Source organism: Methylobacterium oryzae (assembly GCF_036441375.1).
Lineage (GTDB): Bacteria > Pseudomonadota > Alphaproteobacteria > Rhizobiales > Beijerinckiaceae > Methylobacterium > Methylobacterium oryzae_A.
The window spans coordinates 845,875-861,834 of record NZ_MLCA01000014.1 but is presented as its reverse complement, the minus strand read 5'-3'; the positions used below and the strand labels follow the sequence as shown (position 1 = coordinate 861,834).

Here is a 15,960-nt window from a genome sequence, read left to right as displayed (position 1 = left end):
CTGTCTGGGCCTGGGCAACCGTGGCCAACCGGCCATGCGGTGTCCGATGGAACGCTTCGATTGCGGTGTCCCACGCCGTCATCACGAGCGGAGCGAAGTGACCCAGGGCAGGGCGACCTCGGAGTCCTTGGCGTGATCCTGGGTTGCCTCGCTCCGCTCGCAACGACGCGTGTGCCGAAGCCAGCAACTCATAAAATGTATAAGCGCGACCTTCACGCCGACCGACATCCGCGAAGCCACGCGCGGCTGGATCACGTGCGGGATCGTGAATCCCGATCTCGGACCGCTCTCGGGGTCGGAGGAGATTGGTAACCACGCCGGCCCATCATCCGGCCCGGTCGCGCCGCCTGAGCGCGTCGGGAGTGTTGCGTATGGTCCCGGTCCAGCCCCGCCGTCACACCCACCCGCGCGCCGCGCTGAGTGCCGGCCTCTCCCTGCTGGCCCTGCTCGGAGCGCCGGGCGCCGCCCTGGCCCTCTCCTACCTCATCGTTTCCCACAATCTGGCAGTGATCGACTACATGGCGGACACGATCAGCGTGATGTGCCGGGGCCGCATGCCGGTCGCCGTTCCGCCCGCCGCCGCGGGCGAGACCGCGAAGGGCCAGGAGCTCCGGGCACCGGAGGCGAAGGGTGAGGCGAAGGGAGCGGCCCGCAAGGCGGCAGACGCCAAGCGGGCCGAGACCAGACCCGCCGACGCCAGGCCGGCCGACACCAAGCCGGTCGAGACCCGGGCAACCGAGGCCGCGCCCGAGCCCGTCACGGCCCAGGGTAAGGCGCAGGATGCCAGGGCCCAGGACGGGAAGGCGCAGGACACCAAGCCGTCGGAGGCCAAGCCGTCGGAGGCCAAGTCCCAGCAGGCGACGCCCCAGGAGGCGGCCAAGAAATCCCGCGAGCCGGCGCCGCTGGTCTACGCCAAGGTCTCCACCGACCCGAACCCGACGCTGACCGCCCGGACGTTCCTCGACACGCTCCGGGCGGCAGAGCGCTACGCGGCCTTCGCGGAGGCCGGCGGCTGGGAGCGGCTGCCCGAGGATCTCGCGCGCCTCAAGCCCGGCGAGCGCCACCCGGCGATCCCCGCCCTGCGCCACCACCTGACCCTCACCGGCGACCTGCCGGCGGACGCGCCGCCGAACGACCGCCTCGACCCGCCCCTGGTGGCGGCGATCGCGGCTTTCCAGGCCCGTCACGGCCTGCCCGACAGCGGGATACTTGGCCGGCTCACCATCAACGCGCTCAACGTGCCGGCCCCGGTGCGCCAGCGGCAGCTCGCCGCCTCCGCGGCCCGGTTGATGGGCTCGAAATTCCCGTTCGGCGAGCGCTACGTCGTGGTCAACATCCCGTCCGCCGCCGTGGAGGCGGTGGAGAACGGCGCCGTCGCGCGCCGCTACGTCGCGGTGGTCGGCTCGCCCGACAAGGCGACACCGCCGGTGAAGACGCGGATCACCGACATCAACTTCAACCCGACCTGGACCGTCCCGGCCTCGGTGGTGAAGAACGAGATCATCCCGCAGATGCGGAAGAATCCGGGCTACCTCGCCAAGAACCACATCCGGATCCTCGGGCCCTCCGGCGAGGTCGACCCGACGCGGATCGACTGGGCCGGCGAGAAGGCGGTCAACTACACGTTGCGCCAGGATTCCGGCTTCGACAATTCGCTGGGCCAGGTGCGGATCGACATGCCGAACCGCTTTGCCGTCTACATGCATGATACGCCGGCGAAGTCGCTCTTCGCCGCGAGCGTGCGCTTCCACAGCCACGGCTGCGTCCGGGTCGGTCAGGTGAAGGAACTCGTCGGTTGGCTGCTGCAGGGCACCGACGGCCCGAACGGGCCGGGCACGAGCTGGGGCCCGATCGAGATCGAGACCGGCATCGCCGACGGCGAGCGCCGCGACATCAAGCTCACCAAGCCGATCCCGGTGACCTTCGTGTATCTCACCGGCTTCGCCACGCCGGACGGGAAGGCGCATTTCCGCGACGACATCTACAACCTCGACACGCCGGCTCCGGAGCCGGCCGCGACCGGCGCGCTCCCGCCCGCGGCTCCGGCCGGGGCCGACGCGGTCGCCGCGAGGCNGCCACGCCGGCCGCCCCCCGGACGAGCACGGAACGCGACGCGAAGCCGGCGCCCGATCGGGCGGCGGCGGCCAAGCCCGCCGCGGTCAAGGCCGTCCCGACGAAGCCCGCGCCGGCCCAGCCAGCGGCCGAGCGCCACAGTTTGGAATCCGTCGAACCTACCCGCTAAGCCCAACCCAGCCATGCGCTTCTCGGAATGCCGGAACCTCGCGGCAAGCCGGTCATTGGCTCGCTGAACGCGCCTCCGCCCTCTCCTCGTCGAGAGCGAGCGGCGCGCGGAGCCACAGAATCGGACCGGAGACGACCATGGCCAAGGCCAAGCCGAGCAGCCGCATCGAGAGCGCGCGCCTGAACACCCCGACCGACCTCGATCCGAGCGATGTCCGGACGATCGCCGAAGGCCTGACGATCCTCAGCTCGGACCTGTTCGCGCTCTACATCAAGACCAAGAACTTCCACTGGCACATGAGCGGACCCCATTTCCGCGACTACCACCTCCTGCTGGACGAGCAGTCGGCCCAGATCTTCGAGATCATCGACGCGGTGAACGAGCGCGCCCGGAAGATCGGCGGCACGGTGCTGCGCTCGCTCGGCCAGGCCAGGAGCCTGACCCGCGTGGCCGACAACGACGCCGAGTACGTCTCGCCCCTCGACATGCTCAAGGAGCTGCGCGACGACAACAAGGCCCTCACCGCCAACATGCGCACGCTCCACGGCGTCACCGACGAGGCCGGCGACGTGGCGACCACCTCGCAGCTCGAGGAGTGGATCGACCAGTCCGAGGAGCGGACGTGGTTCCTCTACGAGACCACCCGCGACGCGACCGACAGCGGCCACTGAGCCGCGCCGCCCGGCCCCAGCGCAGCCGGCGCCGGCCTCGTCGCGCCGCCGCTAGCCGGCGGCGAGATCGAGGTGGACCTTCACGAGGCCCGGATCGTCGGGGTCGCGCCCCTGCGCGAAGCCGAGGCGGCGGCAGACCGCCAGCATCGGCCGGTTCTCGGCCAGCACCGTGCCCTCGACCCGCCCGATCCCTTCGGACCGTGCCCAGTCGATCATGAGGCGCATCAGCGCGAAGGCGAGGCCGGTCCCCCGGGCGTCGCGGCCCACCGCGATCGCGTACTCGCCGCTCTCGTGGTTGGCGTCGGCGTGGAGCCGGACCGCGCCGAGCATGCGCTCGGCGCCCCCCGGCTCGATCTCCGTGGCCACGAACGCGATGGCGCGGGCGTAGTCGAGCTGCGTCAGGCGCGCCAGGAAGGCGTGGCTGAACTCGCGCACCGGGCCGAAGAACCGCAGCCGCAGATCCTCCGGGTCGAGCCCCTTGAAGAAGGTCAGGAACAGGCCCTCGTCCTCCGGGCGCACCGGCCGCACCCGCACGGTCCGATCCTTGAGGTTGAGCGTCCGGACCCACTCGGTCGGATAGGGCCGGATCGCGAAGCGCGGGTGGCCGCGGCCCTGAGCGCCGCGCTCGGCGCGCCAGATCCGGACCCGGGCGTCCAGGGCCAGCACGCCGGTCTCGTCGGCCAGAAGCGGGTTGATGTCGAGTTCGCGGACCTGCGGCAGGTCCGCGGCGAGCTGGGACAGCTTCACCAGCGTCAGCGCGACCGCCCCGAGATCGGCCGCGGGCACGTCGCGGTAGGCTTCGAGGCGCCGCGCCACCCGGGTGCGGGCGATGAGATCGCGCGCCAGGGTCAGGTCCAGCGGCGGCAGGCCGAGGGCCCGGTCGTCGATCACCTCCACGGCGGTGCCGCCCCGGCCGAAGACCACCACGGGGCCGAACACCGCGTCCTCGGCGAGGCCGGCAATCAGCTCCCGGCGCTGGCCGCGGCGGACCATCGGCTGCACGGCGAAGCCGGTGACGCGGGCGTCGGGCCGCTCCCGGCGGGCGCGGGCCAGGATGCTGCGGGCGGCCTCCGCGACGTCGGCCTCGCTGGTCAGGTCGAGATGGACGCCGCCGATGTCGGACTTGTGAACGATGTCCGGTGAGACGACCTTCAGCGCCACCGTCCCGCCCGCCGCGATGATCGGCCACGCGGCCGCTGCGGCCGCGTCCGTGTCGGGGGCGAGCGTGATCGGCACGGTCGGAATCCCGTAGGCCTCCAGGAGGCCGTTCACCGCCACCGGGTCGAGCCAGGCGGCGCCCTGGCGCAGGGCACCGGCGACGATCGAGCGCGCCCGCGCCGTGTCGGGCGAGAAATCCCGCGGCAGCGAGTCCGGCGTGCGCATGAGGTCGTCCTGCGCCTCGCGGTAGCGCACGAGGTGCAGGAAACCCTCGATCGCCTCGGAATCGGTGGTGAAATGCGGGATCCCGGCCTGCGCGAAGGGCTCGCGCGCCGCCTCCGCGTCGCCCAGCGTGACCGCGAAGACCGGCTTCTTGCGGGTCTGGCCGGCGCGGGCAGCCTTGACCGTCGCGGCGACGGCCTCGGCCACGGCGCCCGCCTCCGAGCGGACGGTGGGCACGTGGATCGCCAGCACGGCGTCGCTCGACCGGTCCGTCAGCAGCGGCGCCAGCGCGGCCGCGAAGGCCGGCCCGGCGGCCTCGATGCCGAGGTCGAGGGGGTTGCCCGGCGCGCGGCCCTCGGCCTCTGCGGGCGCCGCCAGGGTCCCGGCCCGCTCGATCAGCCGGTCCGCGGCGAGGAGACCGATGCCGCGGCCGTTCGACACGATCGCCAGCCTGTGGCCGGGGAACGGCCGCTGGCGCCCGAGGGTCTCGACCGCGGAGAACATGGCGTCCAGGTCCGGAACGGCCAGCAGGCCGGCCCGCCGGAACGCCGCGGCGTAGACCGCGTCCGGACGGGCCAGGGCGCCGGTATGGGTGACGGCGGCGCGCGTGTCCGGACGGTGGCGGCCGGCGCGCAGGACCACGACCGGCTTGGCCCGGGCGGCGGCGCGGGCGGCCGACATGAAGCGGCGGGCATCCGCGACCCGGTCGAGGCAGAGCAGGATCGCGCGGGTGCGGTAATCGGCGGCGAAGTGGTCGAGGCAGTCGGCCACGCCGATGTCGAGGACGCTGCCCAGCGACAGCACTGCCGAGAAGCCCGTGCCGTGGCGCGCGCCCCAGGCGACGATGGCGGCCGCGACCGTGCCGGATTGGGAGACCAGGGCGAGGTCGCCGGCCTCGGGCGCGTGGGCGAACAGGCTGGCATTGAGCTTGGCGCCCGGGACCGCGAGGCCGGCGCTGTCGGGCCCGAGCAGGCGCAGGCCGTGCGCGCGCGCGATCCTGTGGGCGACCGGGCCGGGATCGTCCGGCCCGGAGCCGAGCCGCGCCGTGAGGATCACCGCCGCCCCGGCGCCGATCGCGGCGGCCTGCGCGACGACCTCGGGCACGCTCGGCGGCGGCACCGCGATCAGGACGAGATCGGGGGCGGCGGGCAGATCCGCGACCCGCGGCACGCAGGGGAGCCCCTCGACGGCCACCTGATCGGGCTGGACCGGCATGATCGCGCCGGGAAAGCCCGCGGCGCGCAGGCTGTCGAGCACGCTGCGCCCCAGCGAGCCCGGACGCGCCACCGCCCCCACCAGGGCGATGGAGCGGGGCGCCAGCAGCTTGTCGAACCGGTAGGTGCTCACGACCGGCGGCTCACGGCGCCGCCGTCACGGGATGAGGTCCCGCAAGCCGTTCCTGGCGGCACGCATCTGGTCCCCTCGCTCACGTTCGACCGGGCGAGGCGTCCGGGCGCTCGCCGCCCTCCCAGATGGCGCGATCCGGCGCGCCTGCAACGCCCGGTCGGCCGGCGCCGGCCGGAAATTGCATGGTCGACGCGGCCTCGCCCTCCAGACCTCCTTTTGTCCAATATCGAGCGCCATTTATCCACTCTAAGACGGCACTTGTGGGCGTGTGTAGATTGGTCTTGCTATTAAATTCACGCCACCATAGTAACTGCCCCTTAACTACCCTGTATCGGGTCGAGCAGAAACAGGTTCCGGTCGGCGCCGGTGGTCGGTGGCCGGCTGGGATCGAGTGGAGGTTATGGGATGGACGCCACGGGTGAAGGGCAACCGGACTATCTCGCGCTGTCCGTCGACATCGTGTCGGCCTTCGTGAGCAACAATCCGGTCCCCGCGCCGGACCTGCCCGGCCTCATCGCGGCGATCCACGCGACGTTGCACGGGCTCGGCGAGCCGGCCGCCCCGCCGGCGGAGGAGTTGCGGCCGGCCGTGCCGGTCCGGCGCTCGGTCCAGCCCGACTTCATCGTCTGCCTGGAGGACGGCAAGAAGTTCAAGTCGCTGAAGCGCCACCTGCGGACGCACTACAACCTGACGCCCGAGGAGTACCGGGCGAAATGGAGCCTCCCGCCCGACTACCCGATGGTGGCGCCGAACTACGCGGCGGCGCGGTCCAGCCTCGCCAAGAGCATGGGCCTCGGCCACCAGCGCCGGAAGGGCTGACGGCGCGGCGCCCTCATCCGCGTCCGCGTCCACAGCTTTCGGATCCGGGTTAGGCATCGGGCAAGCCGCGCTTGCGAGGGTCAGGGGCCCGTCAGCGCCGCAGAGACCCGATGCCCGGCAAGCCCAGCCTCGTCGCCCGCCTGTTCTGGACGGCCGTGATCGGCCTCCCGTTCGGGCTCTGGTACGGCCGGCCGGCCCTGGCCGCGACGGGCCTCGCCCTCGTGCTGGTCCTGCTGCGGCATCTCGGGCGCCCGCGCCGGTTCCGGGCCCGGGTGCGGCGGATCGCCCGGGCGCATGCCGAGACGCTGGCGCTGCGGCGGCGCCAGGAGAGCTACTGCGACCCCTACGGCAACTGGATCGAGGACGGCTGGCTGCGGGAGCGGGACTACTTCCTCGACCGGACCGTCCTGCCGCAGCTCGGCCCCCGCTTCGCCGACCTCGCCGAGTCGGAGCACGAGCGGATGCTGGCGATCGTCGAGGCCGAGGCGGCCGCCGTCGCGCTCCCGGAGGAGGACGAGGCGCCCGGGGACGGGCTCGACTACGAGCGCTACTGCGCCGAGCGCCTCGTCCGGGCCGGCTGGCGGGCGCACCGGACACCGGCGAGCGGCGACCAGGGCGCCGATATCGTGGCGGTGCGGGACGGGCTGCGCCTCGTGGTCCAGTGCAAGCGGCTGAGCAAGCCGGTCGGCAATGCCGCCGTGCAGGAAGCGGCCGCGGCTTTGCGCTACTGGGACGGGGACCGGGCCGCCGTGGTGTCGAATGCCGGCTTCACGCCGGCGGCGCGCCGGCTCGCCACGGCCACCGGCGTGCTCCTCCTGCACCACGACGCCCTCGAGGCGATCGACCTCGCGGAGGCGTGACGGCGCTCAGGCGAGCGGCCCCGGGATGGCGATCTCCGCTTCGCTGAGCAGGCGCGCCTCGTGACGGCGCACGAACAGCCACAGGGCCAGGCCGCCGAACACTACCAGCGCCAGCAGGGTCAGGCCCACCGGACCGACGATGTGCTCGATCTGGCGCCCGCAATAATACGAGCCGATGCCCATGCTGCCGGCCCAGACGATGCCGCCGAGGGCGTTAAAGGCGAAGAACCGGCGCGCGTCCAGCCGGTTCACCCCGGCGAGCAAGGCCGCGTAGGCGCGCAGCATCGCGGTGAAGCGGCCGAAGAACACGATCTTCCCGCCGTGCTGGCGGAACAGGTACTGGCCGAGCTTGAGCCGCCCGTGATCGAGGGCGATGAGGTGGCCGTAGCGCAGGAGCAGCGGCATGCCCCAGCGCCGCCCCGCCCAGTAGCCGACATTGTCGCCGAGGATCGCCGCCCCCGCCGCCGCCGCGATGACCAGGCCGATATTCAGGTTCCCGGTGCTGCCGGCGTAGACGGCGGCCGAGATCAGCACCGTCTCGCCGGGGCACGGCACGCCGGCGCTCTCGAGGGTGATGATCACGAAGATCGCGATGTAACCGTAATTCGCGATCAGCTCGGCGATGGGCAGGTCGTTCAGGAAGGCCATGCGGTCCTCGGGCCGGTCTCCGGGCAAAGCCCGGCGACTCAAGCGGACGGAACGTGGCCTTAAGAGGGCCGACCTGCGGCGCGGTCAGAGGACCTTCAGCAGGGCCTCGGCGCCCGAGGCCTCCGCCTTCGAGGGGGTCTCCTCGACGTTGAGGATCCGGACGACGCCGTCCTCGACCACCATCGAGTAGCGCTTCGAGCGCATCCCGAGACCGAAGCCGGTGCCGTCCATCTCCAGGCCGATGGCCTTGGCGAAATCGGCGTTGCCGTCGGCGAGGAATTCCAGCCCCTCCGCGCCGCTCGCCTTCGACCACGCGTCGAGCACGAACACGTCGTTGACGCTCGTCACCGCGATGGCGTCGATGCCCCGTCCGAGGATCTCGGCCCTGTGGGCGACGAAGCCCGGCAGGTGGTTGCGGTGGCAGCTGGGGGTGAACGCGCCCGGCACGCCGATCAGGACCACGCGCCGGCCCTTGAACACGTCGTCGGTGGTGCGCGCGATCGGGCCCTCGGGGCCGATCACCCGGAAGGTGGCCTGGGGCAGGTGGTCGCCGACCTGGATCATCGCGGGTCCCTCGTTGTCGCGCGCTGGGATGGCGCGCGTGAGCAGCGCGCCTGACCTAGCGTGGCAGGGGGTGCCTGTCGAGGATCGGGCGCGGCCTGCGGCTCACGGTCCGAGAAGCCCGACGCAGGCGGCCCCGGCGCCGAACAGCGCGGCCCCGGCCGTCATGCCCGACGGCGCCACCTGCCGGGGCGCGAGGCTCCGATCCCGGCCGATCTTGGCGGCCTCGGCCGCGAGCCTGGTCTGCTTGACGGCCGACTTCGAAGCCCCGGCCGTCATCTTGAACTGCCCGGCCGCCAGCTCGGTCTGCTCCGCGGCCAGTCCCGACTGCTCGGCGATCCGCTTGTGCTGCTCGGCGACGAACTTCCGCGTCTCCTCGTGCGCGCGCTCGATCCGGGCGCGCTGCTCCTCCGTGCCGAACGCGGTCGGAGAGGCGGAGCCAGCCATGATGGTCGAGGTCTCGAACGTGGCCGGACCGACCGCGTCGCGTGCCGGCCGGGACATTCCGCGGCGCGCATGCGGCCCGCACAAGCTTGGGGGAGGCTGGCTGCGTCCCTTTTGCCCGCTGGACAACGGAGGGGCGCGGCGTAGCATGGACGCATGGCGCATCCTCCGCACCGCAGGCCTGATCCCATGTCGGCAGCCTCGCCGCAGGCCGGGAAGGCCGCGTCGCCGCTCCGGACGGAGCTGTCGGGCCCGAACTTCCTCGACGGGCAGTTCCTCGTCGCCATGCCCGGCATGGCCGACGAGCGCTTCGCCCGCTCGGTGATCTACGTCTGCGCCCATTCCGCCGACGGGGCCATGGGCATCATCGTCAACAAGGCGGCGGCCGACATCAGCATGCCGGACCTCCTGGTCCAGCTCGACGTCGCGCCCGAGGCGGACGCGATCCGCCTGCGCGAGCGGGTCGGCCACATGCCGGTCCTGATGGGCGGCCCGGTGGAGGGGCGGCGCGGCTTCGTGCTGCACAGCGACGATTTCCACATCCAGCAATCGACGCTGATCATCGACGACGGCATCTGCCTGACCGCGACCGTGGAGATCCTCCGCGCCATCGCGAGCGGCGACGGCCCGGCCAGCGCCGTGCTGGCGCTCGGCTACGCCGGCTGGCAGGCGGGGCAGCTGGAGAGCGAGATCATGGCCAACGGCTGGCTCAACTGCCCGGCCGATCCGGCCCTGATCTTCAACGCCGACCTCGACGCCAAGTACGACCTCGCCCTGCGGGCGAACGGCATCGACCCGGCGATGCTGTCGATGACCGCCGGCCGGGCCTGACCCGGCCGCACGCCCCGGAGCCTCGGAGCCGCGGCCCCAGGCTGCCTCGCCGCGCGACGACGCGACGGCCGCGCCGTCACGGCCGGCGCTCCTGCACGGGCCTCTACTCGGGCAGCGCGTCGCCGCCGCCGACCGCGTCCGGGTTCATGCCCTCGATGGCCGGCTTGGGACGCGGCCGGCGGGGCGCCACGGCGGCGGTGGGCGTCGCCGTGTTGGCGCCCAGCCGGGTGGCCAGGGCCAGGGCGCGGTTCTCGGTCACCCGCAGATGGCAGAACCCGTGCGTGCCCTCGCGCGCGTAGGTGCGGCAGAGCTGCTCGCGGTCCGACGAGAAGGCCGCCTGCTCGCTGACGATCGGCCGCACGTCCTCGCGCCGGGCCCGCTGAGTCATCAGCTTGTAATTGTCCCGGACCGCCTTGTCGGCCACGCCGCGGGCCGTGTCGAACTCGCCGGCCCGCGGGATCAGGGTGGCGGCGCCCGGTCCCCAGAGGCCGACCGGCGTGGTCGCGCAATCGGCGGCCGAGAAGGTGCAGACCGGGCCCGACCCCAGGCTCGAGACCAGGACGCCGCCGTCCGTCACGTCGAAGCGCAGCGGGCACTCGGCCCCGGCGGCCTCGAAGCGCGGCACGCCCTCGGGCTTGCCCTCGGCGGTGAGCGTCACCGGATTGCCGCCCGCGAGCGGCACCGTGCACGATTCCGCCGGCTGCGAGATCTTGGTCCCGGGCAGCTTGATCCGCGCCGTGACGGCGGTGCCGGAGCGCTCCAGCTTCAGGGATCCGGACAGGCCGTTGAGCTGCAGCTCCTGGCCGATCACGCCGTCCTCGGAGGGCGTCCTCAGCACGACCGGGCGGGCCGGCGCCGGGGCCGGCCGGGGCGCCTCGGGGGCCGCGGGCGGGCCCGGCTCGCCCGGTGCCGCCGGCGCGGGTGCCGGTTCCGGCAGGCCGCGCGGCGGCGTCNCGATCACGCCGTCCTCGGAGGGCGTCCTCAGCACGACCGGGCGGGCCGGCGCGGGGGCCGGCCGGGGCGCCTCGGGGGCCGCGGGCGGGCCCGGCTCGCCCGGTGCCGCCGGCGCGGGTGCCGGTTCCGGCAGGCCGCGCGGCGGCGTCGGCGGCCGCTCCGGCCTGATGCCGAACAGGCGCTCGAAGAAGTTCTGGGCCCGCGCCGGGGGGGCGGCGAGCATCCCGGGCGCCGCGACGGCGACCGCCAGGATCGGGAGCAGGAGGCTGCGGGTCGGGCGCATCGGACTCTACGACGGGGACACGAAGTGGCGGGGCCACGTGCAACCCCTTGTCGAAACGTTAACACGCCGTCGATGGCGCCGACGTGGCAGCGGAGCAACAAAATGCAGCCACGCCACCCGGCGGATGACGGCCGTCCGGCGAGATCCTGCCGGAATGACAAGGGGATGGCGCGGATCCGCGTGGCCGGCGCCGCCGCGCAGGCTTCGCCTTGCGGGCCCGGAAGGGGCTTCTTATATCGCCCTCGACGCGGGATTGCGCGCTGGGTTTCAGCCGTTCACGGCCCTTGATCCGGCCCGGGTCCCATACTCACATCACCCCCGACACCGCCATGGGCCGAGCTGCTTCGGGGCTCGGCGGTCTGCTTGAACGCGACACAAAGAGGGATCCCACCATGGGTAAAGTTATCGGCATCGACCTCGGCACCACCAATTCCTGCGTGGCCGTGATGGAAGGCACGCAGCCCAAGGTCATCGAGAATTCGGAAGGCGCGCGCACCACGCCGTCCATCGTCGCCTTCACGGATGACGGCGAGCGGCTCGTCGGCCAGCCGGCCAAGCGCCAGGCGGTCACGAACCCCGAGCGCACGTTCTTCGCCATCAAGCGGCTCATCGGCCGGACCTACGACGACCCGATGACCCAGAAGGACAAGGGCCTCGTGCCCTACAAGATCGCCCGCGGCGACAACGGCGACGCCTGGGTCGAGGCGGACGGCAAGAAGTACTCGCCGTCGCAGATCTCCGCCTTCACGCTGCAGAAGATGAAGGAGACCGCCGAGTCGCATCTCGGCCAGCCGGTCACGCAGGCGGTCATCACGGTCCCGGCCTACTTCAACGACGCCCAGCGTCAGGCCACCAAGGATGCCGGCAAGATCGCGGGCCTCGAGGTGCTGCGCATCATCAACGAGCCGACCGCGGCGGCGCTCGCCTACGGCCTCGACAAGAAGAAGTCCGGCACGATCGCGGTCTACGACCTCGGCGGCGGCACCTTCGACGTGTCGATCCTCGAGATCGGCGACGGCGTCTTCGAGGTGAAGTCCACGAACGGCGACACCTTCCTGGGCGGCGAGGACTTCGACAACCGGATCGTCGAGTACCTGACCGCGGAGTTCAAGAAGGAGCAGGGCATCGACCTGACCAAGGACAAGCTCGCCCTCCAGCGCCTCAAGGAGGCCGCCGAGAAGGCGAAGATCGAGCTGTCCTCGGCCACCCAGACCGAGATCAACCTGCCCTACATCACCGCCGACAACACCGGCCCGAAGCACCTCGCGCTGAAGCTCAGCCGCGCGAAGTTCGAGTCGCTGGTCGACGACCTGGTGCAGCGCACGATCGAGCCCTGCCGCAAGGCGCTCAAGGATGCCGGCGTGTCGGCCTCCGAGATCGACGAGGTGGTGCTGGTCGGCGGCATGATCCGCATGCCGAAGATCCAGGAGGTGGTGAAGTCCTTCTTCGGCAAGGAGCCCCACAAGGGCGTCAACCCGGACGAGGTCGTGGCCATCGGCGCCGCCGTGCAGGCCGGCGTGCTCCAGGGCGACGTCAAGGACGTGCTGCTGCTCGACGTGACCCCGCTGTCGCTGGGCATCGAGACGCTGGGCGGCGTGTTCACCCGGCTCATCGACCGCAACACCACGATCCCGACCAAGAAGTCCCAGACCTTCTCGACCGCCGAGGACAACCAGAACGCGGTCACGATCCGGGTCTTCCAGGGCGAGCGCGAGATGGCGGCCGACAACAAGCTGCTCGGCCAGTTCGACCTCGTCGGCATCCCGCCGGCGCCCCGCGGCATGCCGCAGATCGAGGTGACCTTCGACATCGACGCCAACGGCATCGTCAACGTGACGGCCAAGGACAAGGCGACCAACAAGGAGCACCAGATCCGCATCCAGGCCTCGGGCGGCCTCTCGGACGCCGACATCGACCGGATGGTGAAGGACGCCGAGGCGAATGCCGAGGCCGACAAGAAGCGCCGCGAGCTCGTCGAGGTGAAGAACCAGGGCGAGAGCCTGATCCACGCCACCGAGAAGTCGGTGACCGAGTACGGCGACAAGGTCCCGGCCGCCGACAAGGGCGCGATCGAGACCGCGATGACCGCGCTCAAGACCGCGCTCGAGGGCGACGACGTCGAGGCCATCAAGGCCCGCACCACGGACCTGATGCAGGCCTCGATGAAGCTCGGCGAGGCCATGTACGCCGCCAACCAGGCGGCCGGCCCGGATGCCGGTGCCGAGGCGGCGGCCTCCGAGAAGAAGGACGACGTCATCGACGCCGACTTCCAGGAGGTCGACGAGAAGGACCAGAAGAAGCGCGCCTGAGGCGCGGATCTGATACGACCGCGCGGGGCCGGAGCGATCCGGCCCCGCCTTTGCGTGAGCAGCGTATTCAGAAGCTCCGTCGTCCCCGGGGATGCGGAGCCCGGGATCCGGACCCGCCGGCAGATCGTGATCTGCCGCGTCGGCGCCTCCGGCTTCCGGGCTCGCCAGCAGGGCCCCGGAACGGCGGCGCGGTGGTAGGAGCGTCGCGGCCCGGGGTTCGGGACGAGACGGTAAGGCACCTGAGGGCGGGATGTCGAAGCGGGACTATTACGAGATCCTGGGGGTCACCAAGACCGCCACGGAAGGCGAGATGAAGATCGCCTTCCGCAAGCTCGCGATGACCTATCATCCCGACCGGAATCCCGGCGACAAGGACGCCGAGATCAAATTCAAGGAAATCAACGAGGCCTATCAGTGCCTCTCGGACGGCCAGAAGCGCGCCGCCTACGACCGGTTCGGCCACGCGGCCTTCAGCCAGGGCGGGGGCGGCCCCGGATTCGGCAACGAGTTCGGCGACTTCATGTCGGACATCTTCGACAACTTCTTCGGCGACGGCCGCGGGGCCGCCGGCGGTGGCCGCGGACGCGGCGGCGCGCCGGGACGCGAGCGCGGGGCCGACCTGCGCTACAATCTCGAGATCACCCTCGAGGAGGCGTTCCTGGGCAAGGCCGAGACCATCAAGATCCCGACCTCGATCACCTGCGAGGTCTGCGACGGGTCCGGCGCGAAGCCCGGCTCGAAGCCGCGGGCCTGCCCGACCTGCGCGGGCTACGGCCGCGTCCGGGCCGCGCAGGGCTTCTTCGCCATCGAGCGGACCTGCCCGAACTGCCACGGCCGCGGCGAGATCGTCGACGATCCCTGCGCCGCCTGCCAGGGCGCGGGCCGGGTCAACCGCGAGCGCACCCTCTCGATCAACGTCCCGGCGGGCGTCGATGACGGGTTGCGGATCCGGCTCGCCGGCGAGGGCGAGAGCGGGCTGCGCGGCGGGCCGGCGGGCGACCTCTACGTCTTCCTGTCGATCAAGCAGCACGAGTTCTTCCAGCGCGACGGCGCCGACCTGTTCTGCCGGGTGCCGATCTCGATGGTGACGGCCGCGCTGTCGGGCGAGATCACCGTGCCGGTGATCGACGGCTCGCAGACGCAGGTGCGGATCCCCGCGGGGACGCAGACCGCCAAGCAGTTCCGCATCAAGGGCAAGGGCATGCCGGTGCTGCGCTCCCGGGAGGTCGGCGACCTCTACATCCAGGTCTTCGTCGAGACCCCGCAGAACCTGACCAAGCGCCAGCGCGAGCTGCTCCAGGAGTTCGACCAGTCGGCCTCCCCGGAGAACCATCCCGAATCCGCGGGCTTCTTCTCGAAGGTGCGGGACTTCTTCGGGGGCGCGGTTCGGCCGTGAGGCCGGATCCGAAACCCGGGACGGCCCGTTATGCAAGCGGCCGGCGTGGCTCGATTACCCTAGGCGCGGCGCGGGCTTGACTGTAAGACAGCGCCGTTCTCTAGCCTTTCATTCTCATCCGGCATCAAGGAATCCAGGACTTGCCGCCGCTCCGCCGTCCCAACGCGAAGGCTCCTGCGGGCAGGAGCGCGATTTTCGGGCCGCGGCGCGACCCCCTCGAGGACGAGGCGCGGTTCCTGCGGTCCTGGTTCGAACGTCCCCTGGTCACGGGTGCCGTGACCCCGTCGGGCAAGATGCTCGCCCGGACCATGGCCGCCTACGTCGACCCCCGCCTGGAAGGGCCGGTGGTCGAACTCGGCCCCGGCACCGGCCCGGTGACGGAGGCGCTGATCCGGCGCGGCGTCGCGCCAGAGCGGCTGATCCTCGTCGAGTTCAACCCCGATTTCTGCCGCCTCCTCACTCACCGCTTCCCGGGCGTGCGAGTGATCCAGGGCGATGCCTACAACATGCGCGCGAGCCTCGAGGACGTGCTGACGCAGCCCGCGGCCGCGACGATCTCCAGCCTGCCGCTCTTCACCAAGCCGCTGGAGCAGCGTCTGGACCTGCTCAACACCGCCCACGACCTGATGCGGCCGGGCGCGCCGTTCGTGCAATTCACCTACGCGGTCGTGCCGCCGATCCCGGCCCGCTGCGAAGCCGGCAGCTACACCGCCGACCGCTCCAACCGGGTCTGGCTGAACCTGCCGCCGGCGCGGGTCTGGGTCTACCGCCGCCCCTGACCTGAACACGGCCTGAGCGAACAGGTCACGTTTGCGTCAACTGCAAAGGCGCACATCCGGGACACGGCCGGACGCCACAGGGCGACCGGCGTGGATCAGGAGAACGCCGATGTTCACCAAGACCGCACGGACCCGCTTGGCCGCCGCCCTCGCCTTCGGCGGACTCGCCTTCGCGGCGCCGGCCATGGCCGCGCCCCTCGGCCGCGATGCCGGCCTGCGGGCGGAAGCCGGCGACGTCCACGCCGTCCAGTACGGCTACGGCTACGGGCACCGCCACGGCGGCTGGGGCCATCACGGCTACGGCCCGCGCCATCACCATCACGGCGGCTGGGGCCGGGGCCACCATTACGGCTGGGGACATCGGGGCTTCGGCCCGCGTCACCACCATCACGGTGGCTGGGGCCATCGCCACGGCTACGGCCGCTGGTAAGCGCGC

The 15,960-nt window shown here is 72.0% G+C and carries 13 protein-coding genes and 1 pseudogene; 9 read left to right on the top strand and 5 right to left on the bottom strand.

The annotated features are described in order from the left end of the window. Window positions 1-371 precede the first annotated feature (371 nt). Window positions 372-2,309, top strand: a complete 1,938-nt coding sequence (locus tag MOTC310_RS27825) for a L,D-transpeptidase family protein (RefSeq protein WP_331304064.1) — start codon at window positions 372-374, stop codon at window positions 2,307-2,309. Window positions 2,310-2,379: 70 nt separating this feature from the next. Then, window positions 2,380-2,913, top strand: coding sequence for a Dps family protein (locus MOTC310_RS27820; protein ID WP_331304063.1), 534 nt, complete (start codon window positions 2,380-2,382; stop codon window positions 2,911-2,913). 51 nt (window positions 2,914-2,964) lie between these two features. Here MOTC310_RS27820 and MOTC310_RS27815 read toward each other — a convergent pair whose 3' ends face one another. Beyond that, the gene (locus MOTC310_RS27815; protein ID WP_331304062.1) at window positions 2,965-5,640 is read right to left on the bottom strand and encodes a bifunctional acetate--CoA ligase family protein/GNAT family N-acetyltransferase; all 2,676 of its coding nucleotides are present in this window, start codon (window positions 5,638-5,640) and stop codon (window positions 2,965-2,967) included. A 405-nt stretch (window positions 5,641-6,045) separates the two neighbouring features. Between MOTC310_RS27815 and MOTC310_RS27810 the strand changes: the two genes are divergently transcribed. Together MOTC310_RS27810 and MOTC310_RS27805 are read left to right on the top strand one after the other, a co-directional pair. Beyond that, window positions 6,046-6,459, top strand: coding sequence for a Ros/MucR family transcriptional regulator (locus MOTC310_RS27810; protein ID WP_331294626.1), 414 nt, complete (start codon window positions 6,046-6,048; stop codon window positions 6,457-6,459). 110 nt (window positions 6,460-6,569) lie between these two features. After that, window positions 6,570-7,319 (top strand): restriction endonuclease, encoded by a 750-nt coding sequence (locus tag MOTC310_RS27805; RefSeq protein WP_331304061.1) that lies wholly within the window; start codon window positions 6,570-6,572, stop codon window positions 7,317-7,319. A gap of 6 nt (window positions 7,320-7,325) precedes the next feature. Here MOTC310_RS27805 and MOTC310_RS27800 read toward each other — a convergent pair whose 3' ends face one another. The 3 genes from MOTC310_RS27800 to MOTC310_RS27790 all read right to left on the bottom strand — a co-directional run bounded on the left by MOTC310_RS27800 (window position 7,326) and on the right by MOTC310_RS27790 (window position 8,975). Beyond that, complete coding sequence (locus MOTC310_RS27800; protein WP_331294624.1) at window positions 7,326-7,967, bottom strand: DedA family protein; 642 nt, start codon at window positions 7,965-7,967, stop codon at window positions 7,326-7,328. A gap of 84 nt (window positions 7,968-8,051) precedes the next feature. Beyond that, window positions 8,052-8,531, bottom strand: a complete 480-nt coding sequence (locus MOTC310_RS27795; RefSeq protein WP_331294623.1) for a peroxiredoxin — start codon at window positions 8,529-8,531, stop codon at window positions 8,052-8,054. 102 nt (window positions 8,532-8,633) lie between these two features. Then, on the bottom strand, window positions 8,634-8,975 hold the full coding sequence (locus MOTC310_RS27790; protein ID WP_331304060.1) for a hypothetical protein: 342 nt from the start codon (window positions 8,973-8,975) through the stop codon (window positions 8,634-8,636). Window positions 8,976-9,161: 186 nt separating this feature from the next. Between MOTC310_RS27790 and MOTC310_RS27785 the strand changes: the two genes are divergently transcribed. Beyond that, window positions 9,162-9,803 (top strand): YqgE/AlgH family protein, encoded by a 642-nt coding sequence (locus MOTC310_RS27785; RefSeq protein WP_331304059.1) that lies wholly within the window; start codon window positions 9,162-9,164, stop codon window positions 9,801-9,803. A 103-nt stretch (window positions 9,804-9,906) separates the two neighbouring features. Here the strand turns inward: MOTC310_RS27785 and MOTC310_RS27780 are convergent. Next, window positions 9,907-10,752 (bottom strand): annotated as a pseudogene (locus tag MOTC310_RS27780) (hypothetical protein); the annotation flags it as partial. 680 nt (window positions 10,753-11,432) lie between these two features. On the opposite strand from MOTC310_RS27780, the gene dnaK reads away from it, so the two are divergent. The 4 genes from dnaK to MOTC310_RS27760 all read left to right on the top strand — a co-directional run bounded on the left by dnaK (window position 11,433) and on the right by MOTC310_RS27760 (window position 15,954). Continuing rightward, the gene (gene dnaK / locus MOTC310_RS27775; protein WP_012320850.1) at window positions 11,433-13,349 is read left to right on the top strand and encodes a molecular chaperone DnaK; all 1,917 of its coding nucleotides are present in this window, start codon (window positions 11,433-11,435) and stop codon (window positions 13,347-13,349) included. Between the two features lie 250 nt (window positions 13,350-13,599). Beyond that, a complete protein-coding gene (dnaJ, locus tag MOTC310_RS27770; protein WP_331304057.1) occupies window positions 13,600-14,745 on the top strand; it encodes a molecular chaperone DnaJ in 1,146 nt (381 codons plus the stop codon). A 140-nt stretch (window positions 14,746-14,885) separates the two neighbouring features. Next, complete coding sequence (locus MOTC310_RS27765; RefSeq protein ID WP_331294619.1) at window positions 14,886-15,524, top strand: class I SAM-dependent methyltransferase; 639 nt, start codon at window positions 14,886-14,888, stop codon at window positions 15,522-15,524. A 109-nt stretch (window positions 15,525-15,633) separates the two neighbouring features. Then, window positions 15,634-15,954: a hypothetical protein gene (locus MOTC310_RS27760; RefSeq protein ID WP_331294618.1), complete on the top strand. Its 321-nt coding sequence runs from the start codon at window positions 15,634-15,636 to the stop codon at window positions 15,952-15,954. Window positions 15,955-15,960 lie beyond the last annotated feature (6 nt).

Excerpts from the sequence above, each read along its gene's own strand:
- MOTC310_RS27820 (WP_331304063.1), top strand. The coding sequence starts at position 2,380 with ATGGCCAAGGCCAAGCCGAGCAGCCGCATCGAGAGCGCGCGCCTGAAC.
- MOTC310_RS27810 (WP_331294626.1), top strand. The coding sequence starts at position 6,046 with ATGGACGCCACGGGTGAAGGGCAACCGGACTATCTCGCGCTGTCCGTC.
- MOTC310_RS27805 (WP_331304061.1), top strand. The coding sequence starts at position 6,570 with ATGCCCGGCAAGCCCAGCCTCGTCGCCCGCCTGTTCTGGACGGCCGTG.
- MOTC310_RS27800 (WP_331294624.1), bottom strand. The coding sequence starts at position 7,967 with ATGGCCTTCCTGAACGACCTGCCCATCGCCGAGCTGATCGCGAATTAC.
- MOTC310_RS27795 (WP_331294623.1), bottom strand. The coding sequence starts at position 8,531 with ATGATCCAGGTCGGCGACCACCTGCCCCAGGCCACCTTCCGGGTGATC.
- MOTC310_RS27790 (WP_331304060.1), bottom strand. The coding sequence starts at position 8,975 with ATGGCTGGCTCCGCCTCTCCGACCGCGTTCGGCACGGAGGAGCAGCGC.
- MOTC310_RS27785 (WP_331304059.1), top strand. The coding sequence starts at position 9,162 with ATGTCGGCAGCCTCGCCGCAGGCCGGGAAGGCCGCGTCGCCGCTCCGG.
- dnaK (WP_012320850.1), top strand. The coding sequence starts at position 11,433 with ATGGGTAAAGTTATCGGCATCGACCTCGGCACCACCAATTCCTGCGTG.
- dnaJ (WP_331304057.1), top strand. The coding sequence starts at position 13,600 with ATGTCGAAGCGGGACTATTACGAGATCCTGGGGGTCACCAAGACCGCC.
- MOTC310_RS27760 (WP_331294618.1), top strand. The coding sequence starts at position 15,634 with ATGTTCACCAAGACCGCACGGACCCGCTTGGCCGCCGCCCTCGCCTTC.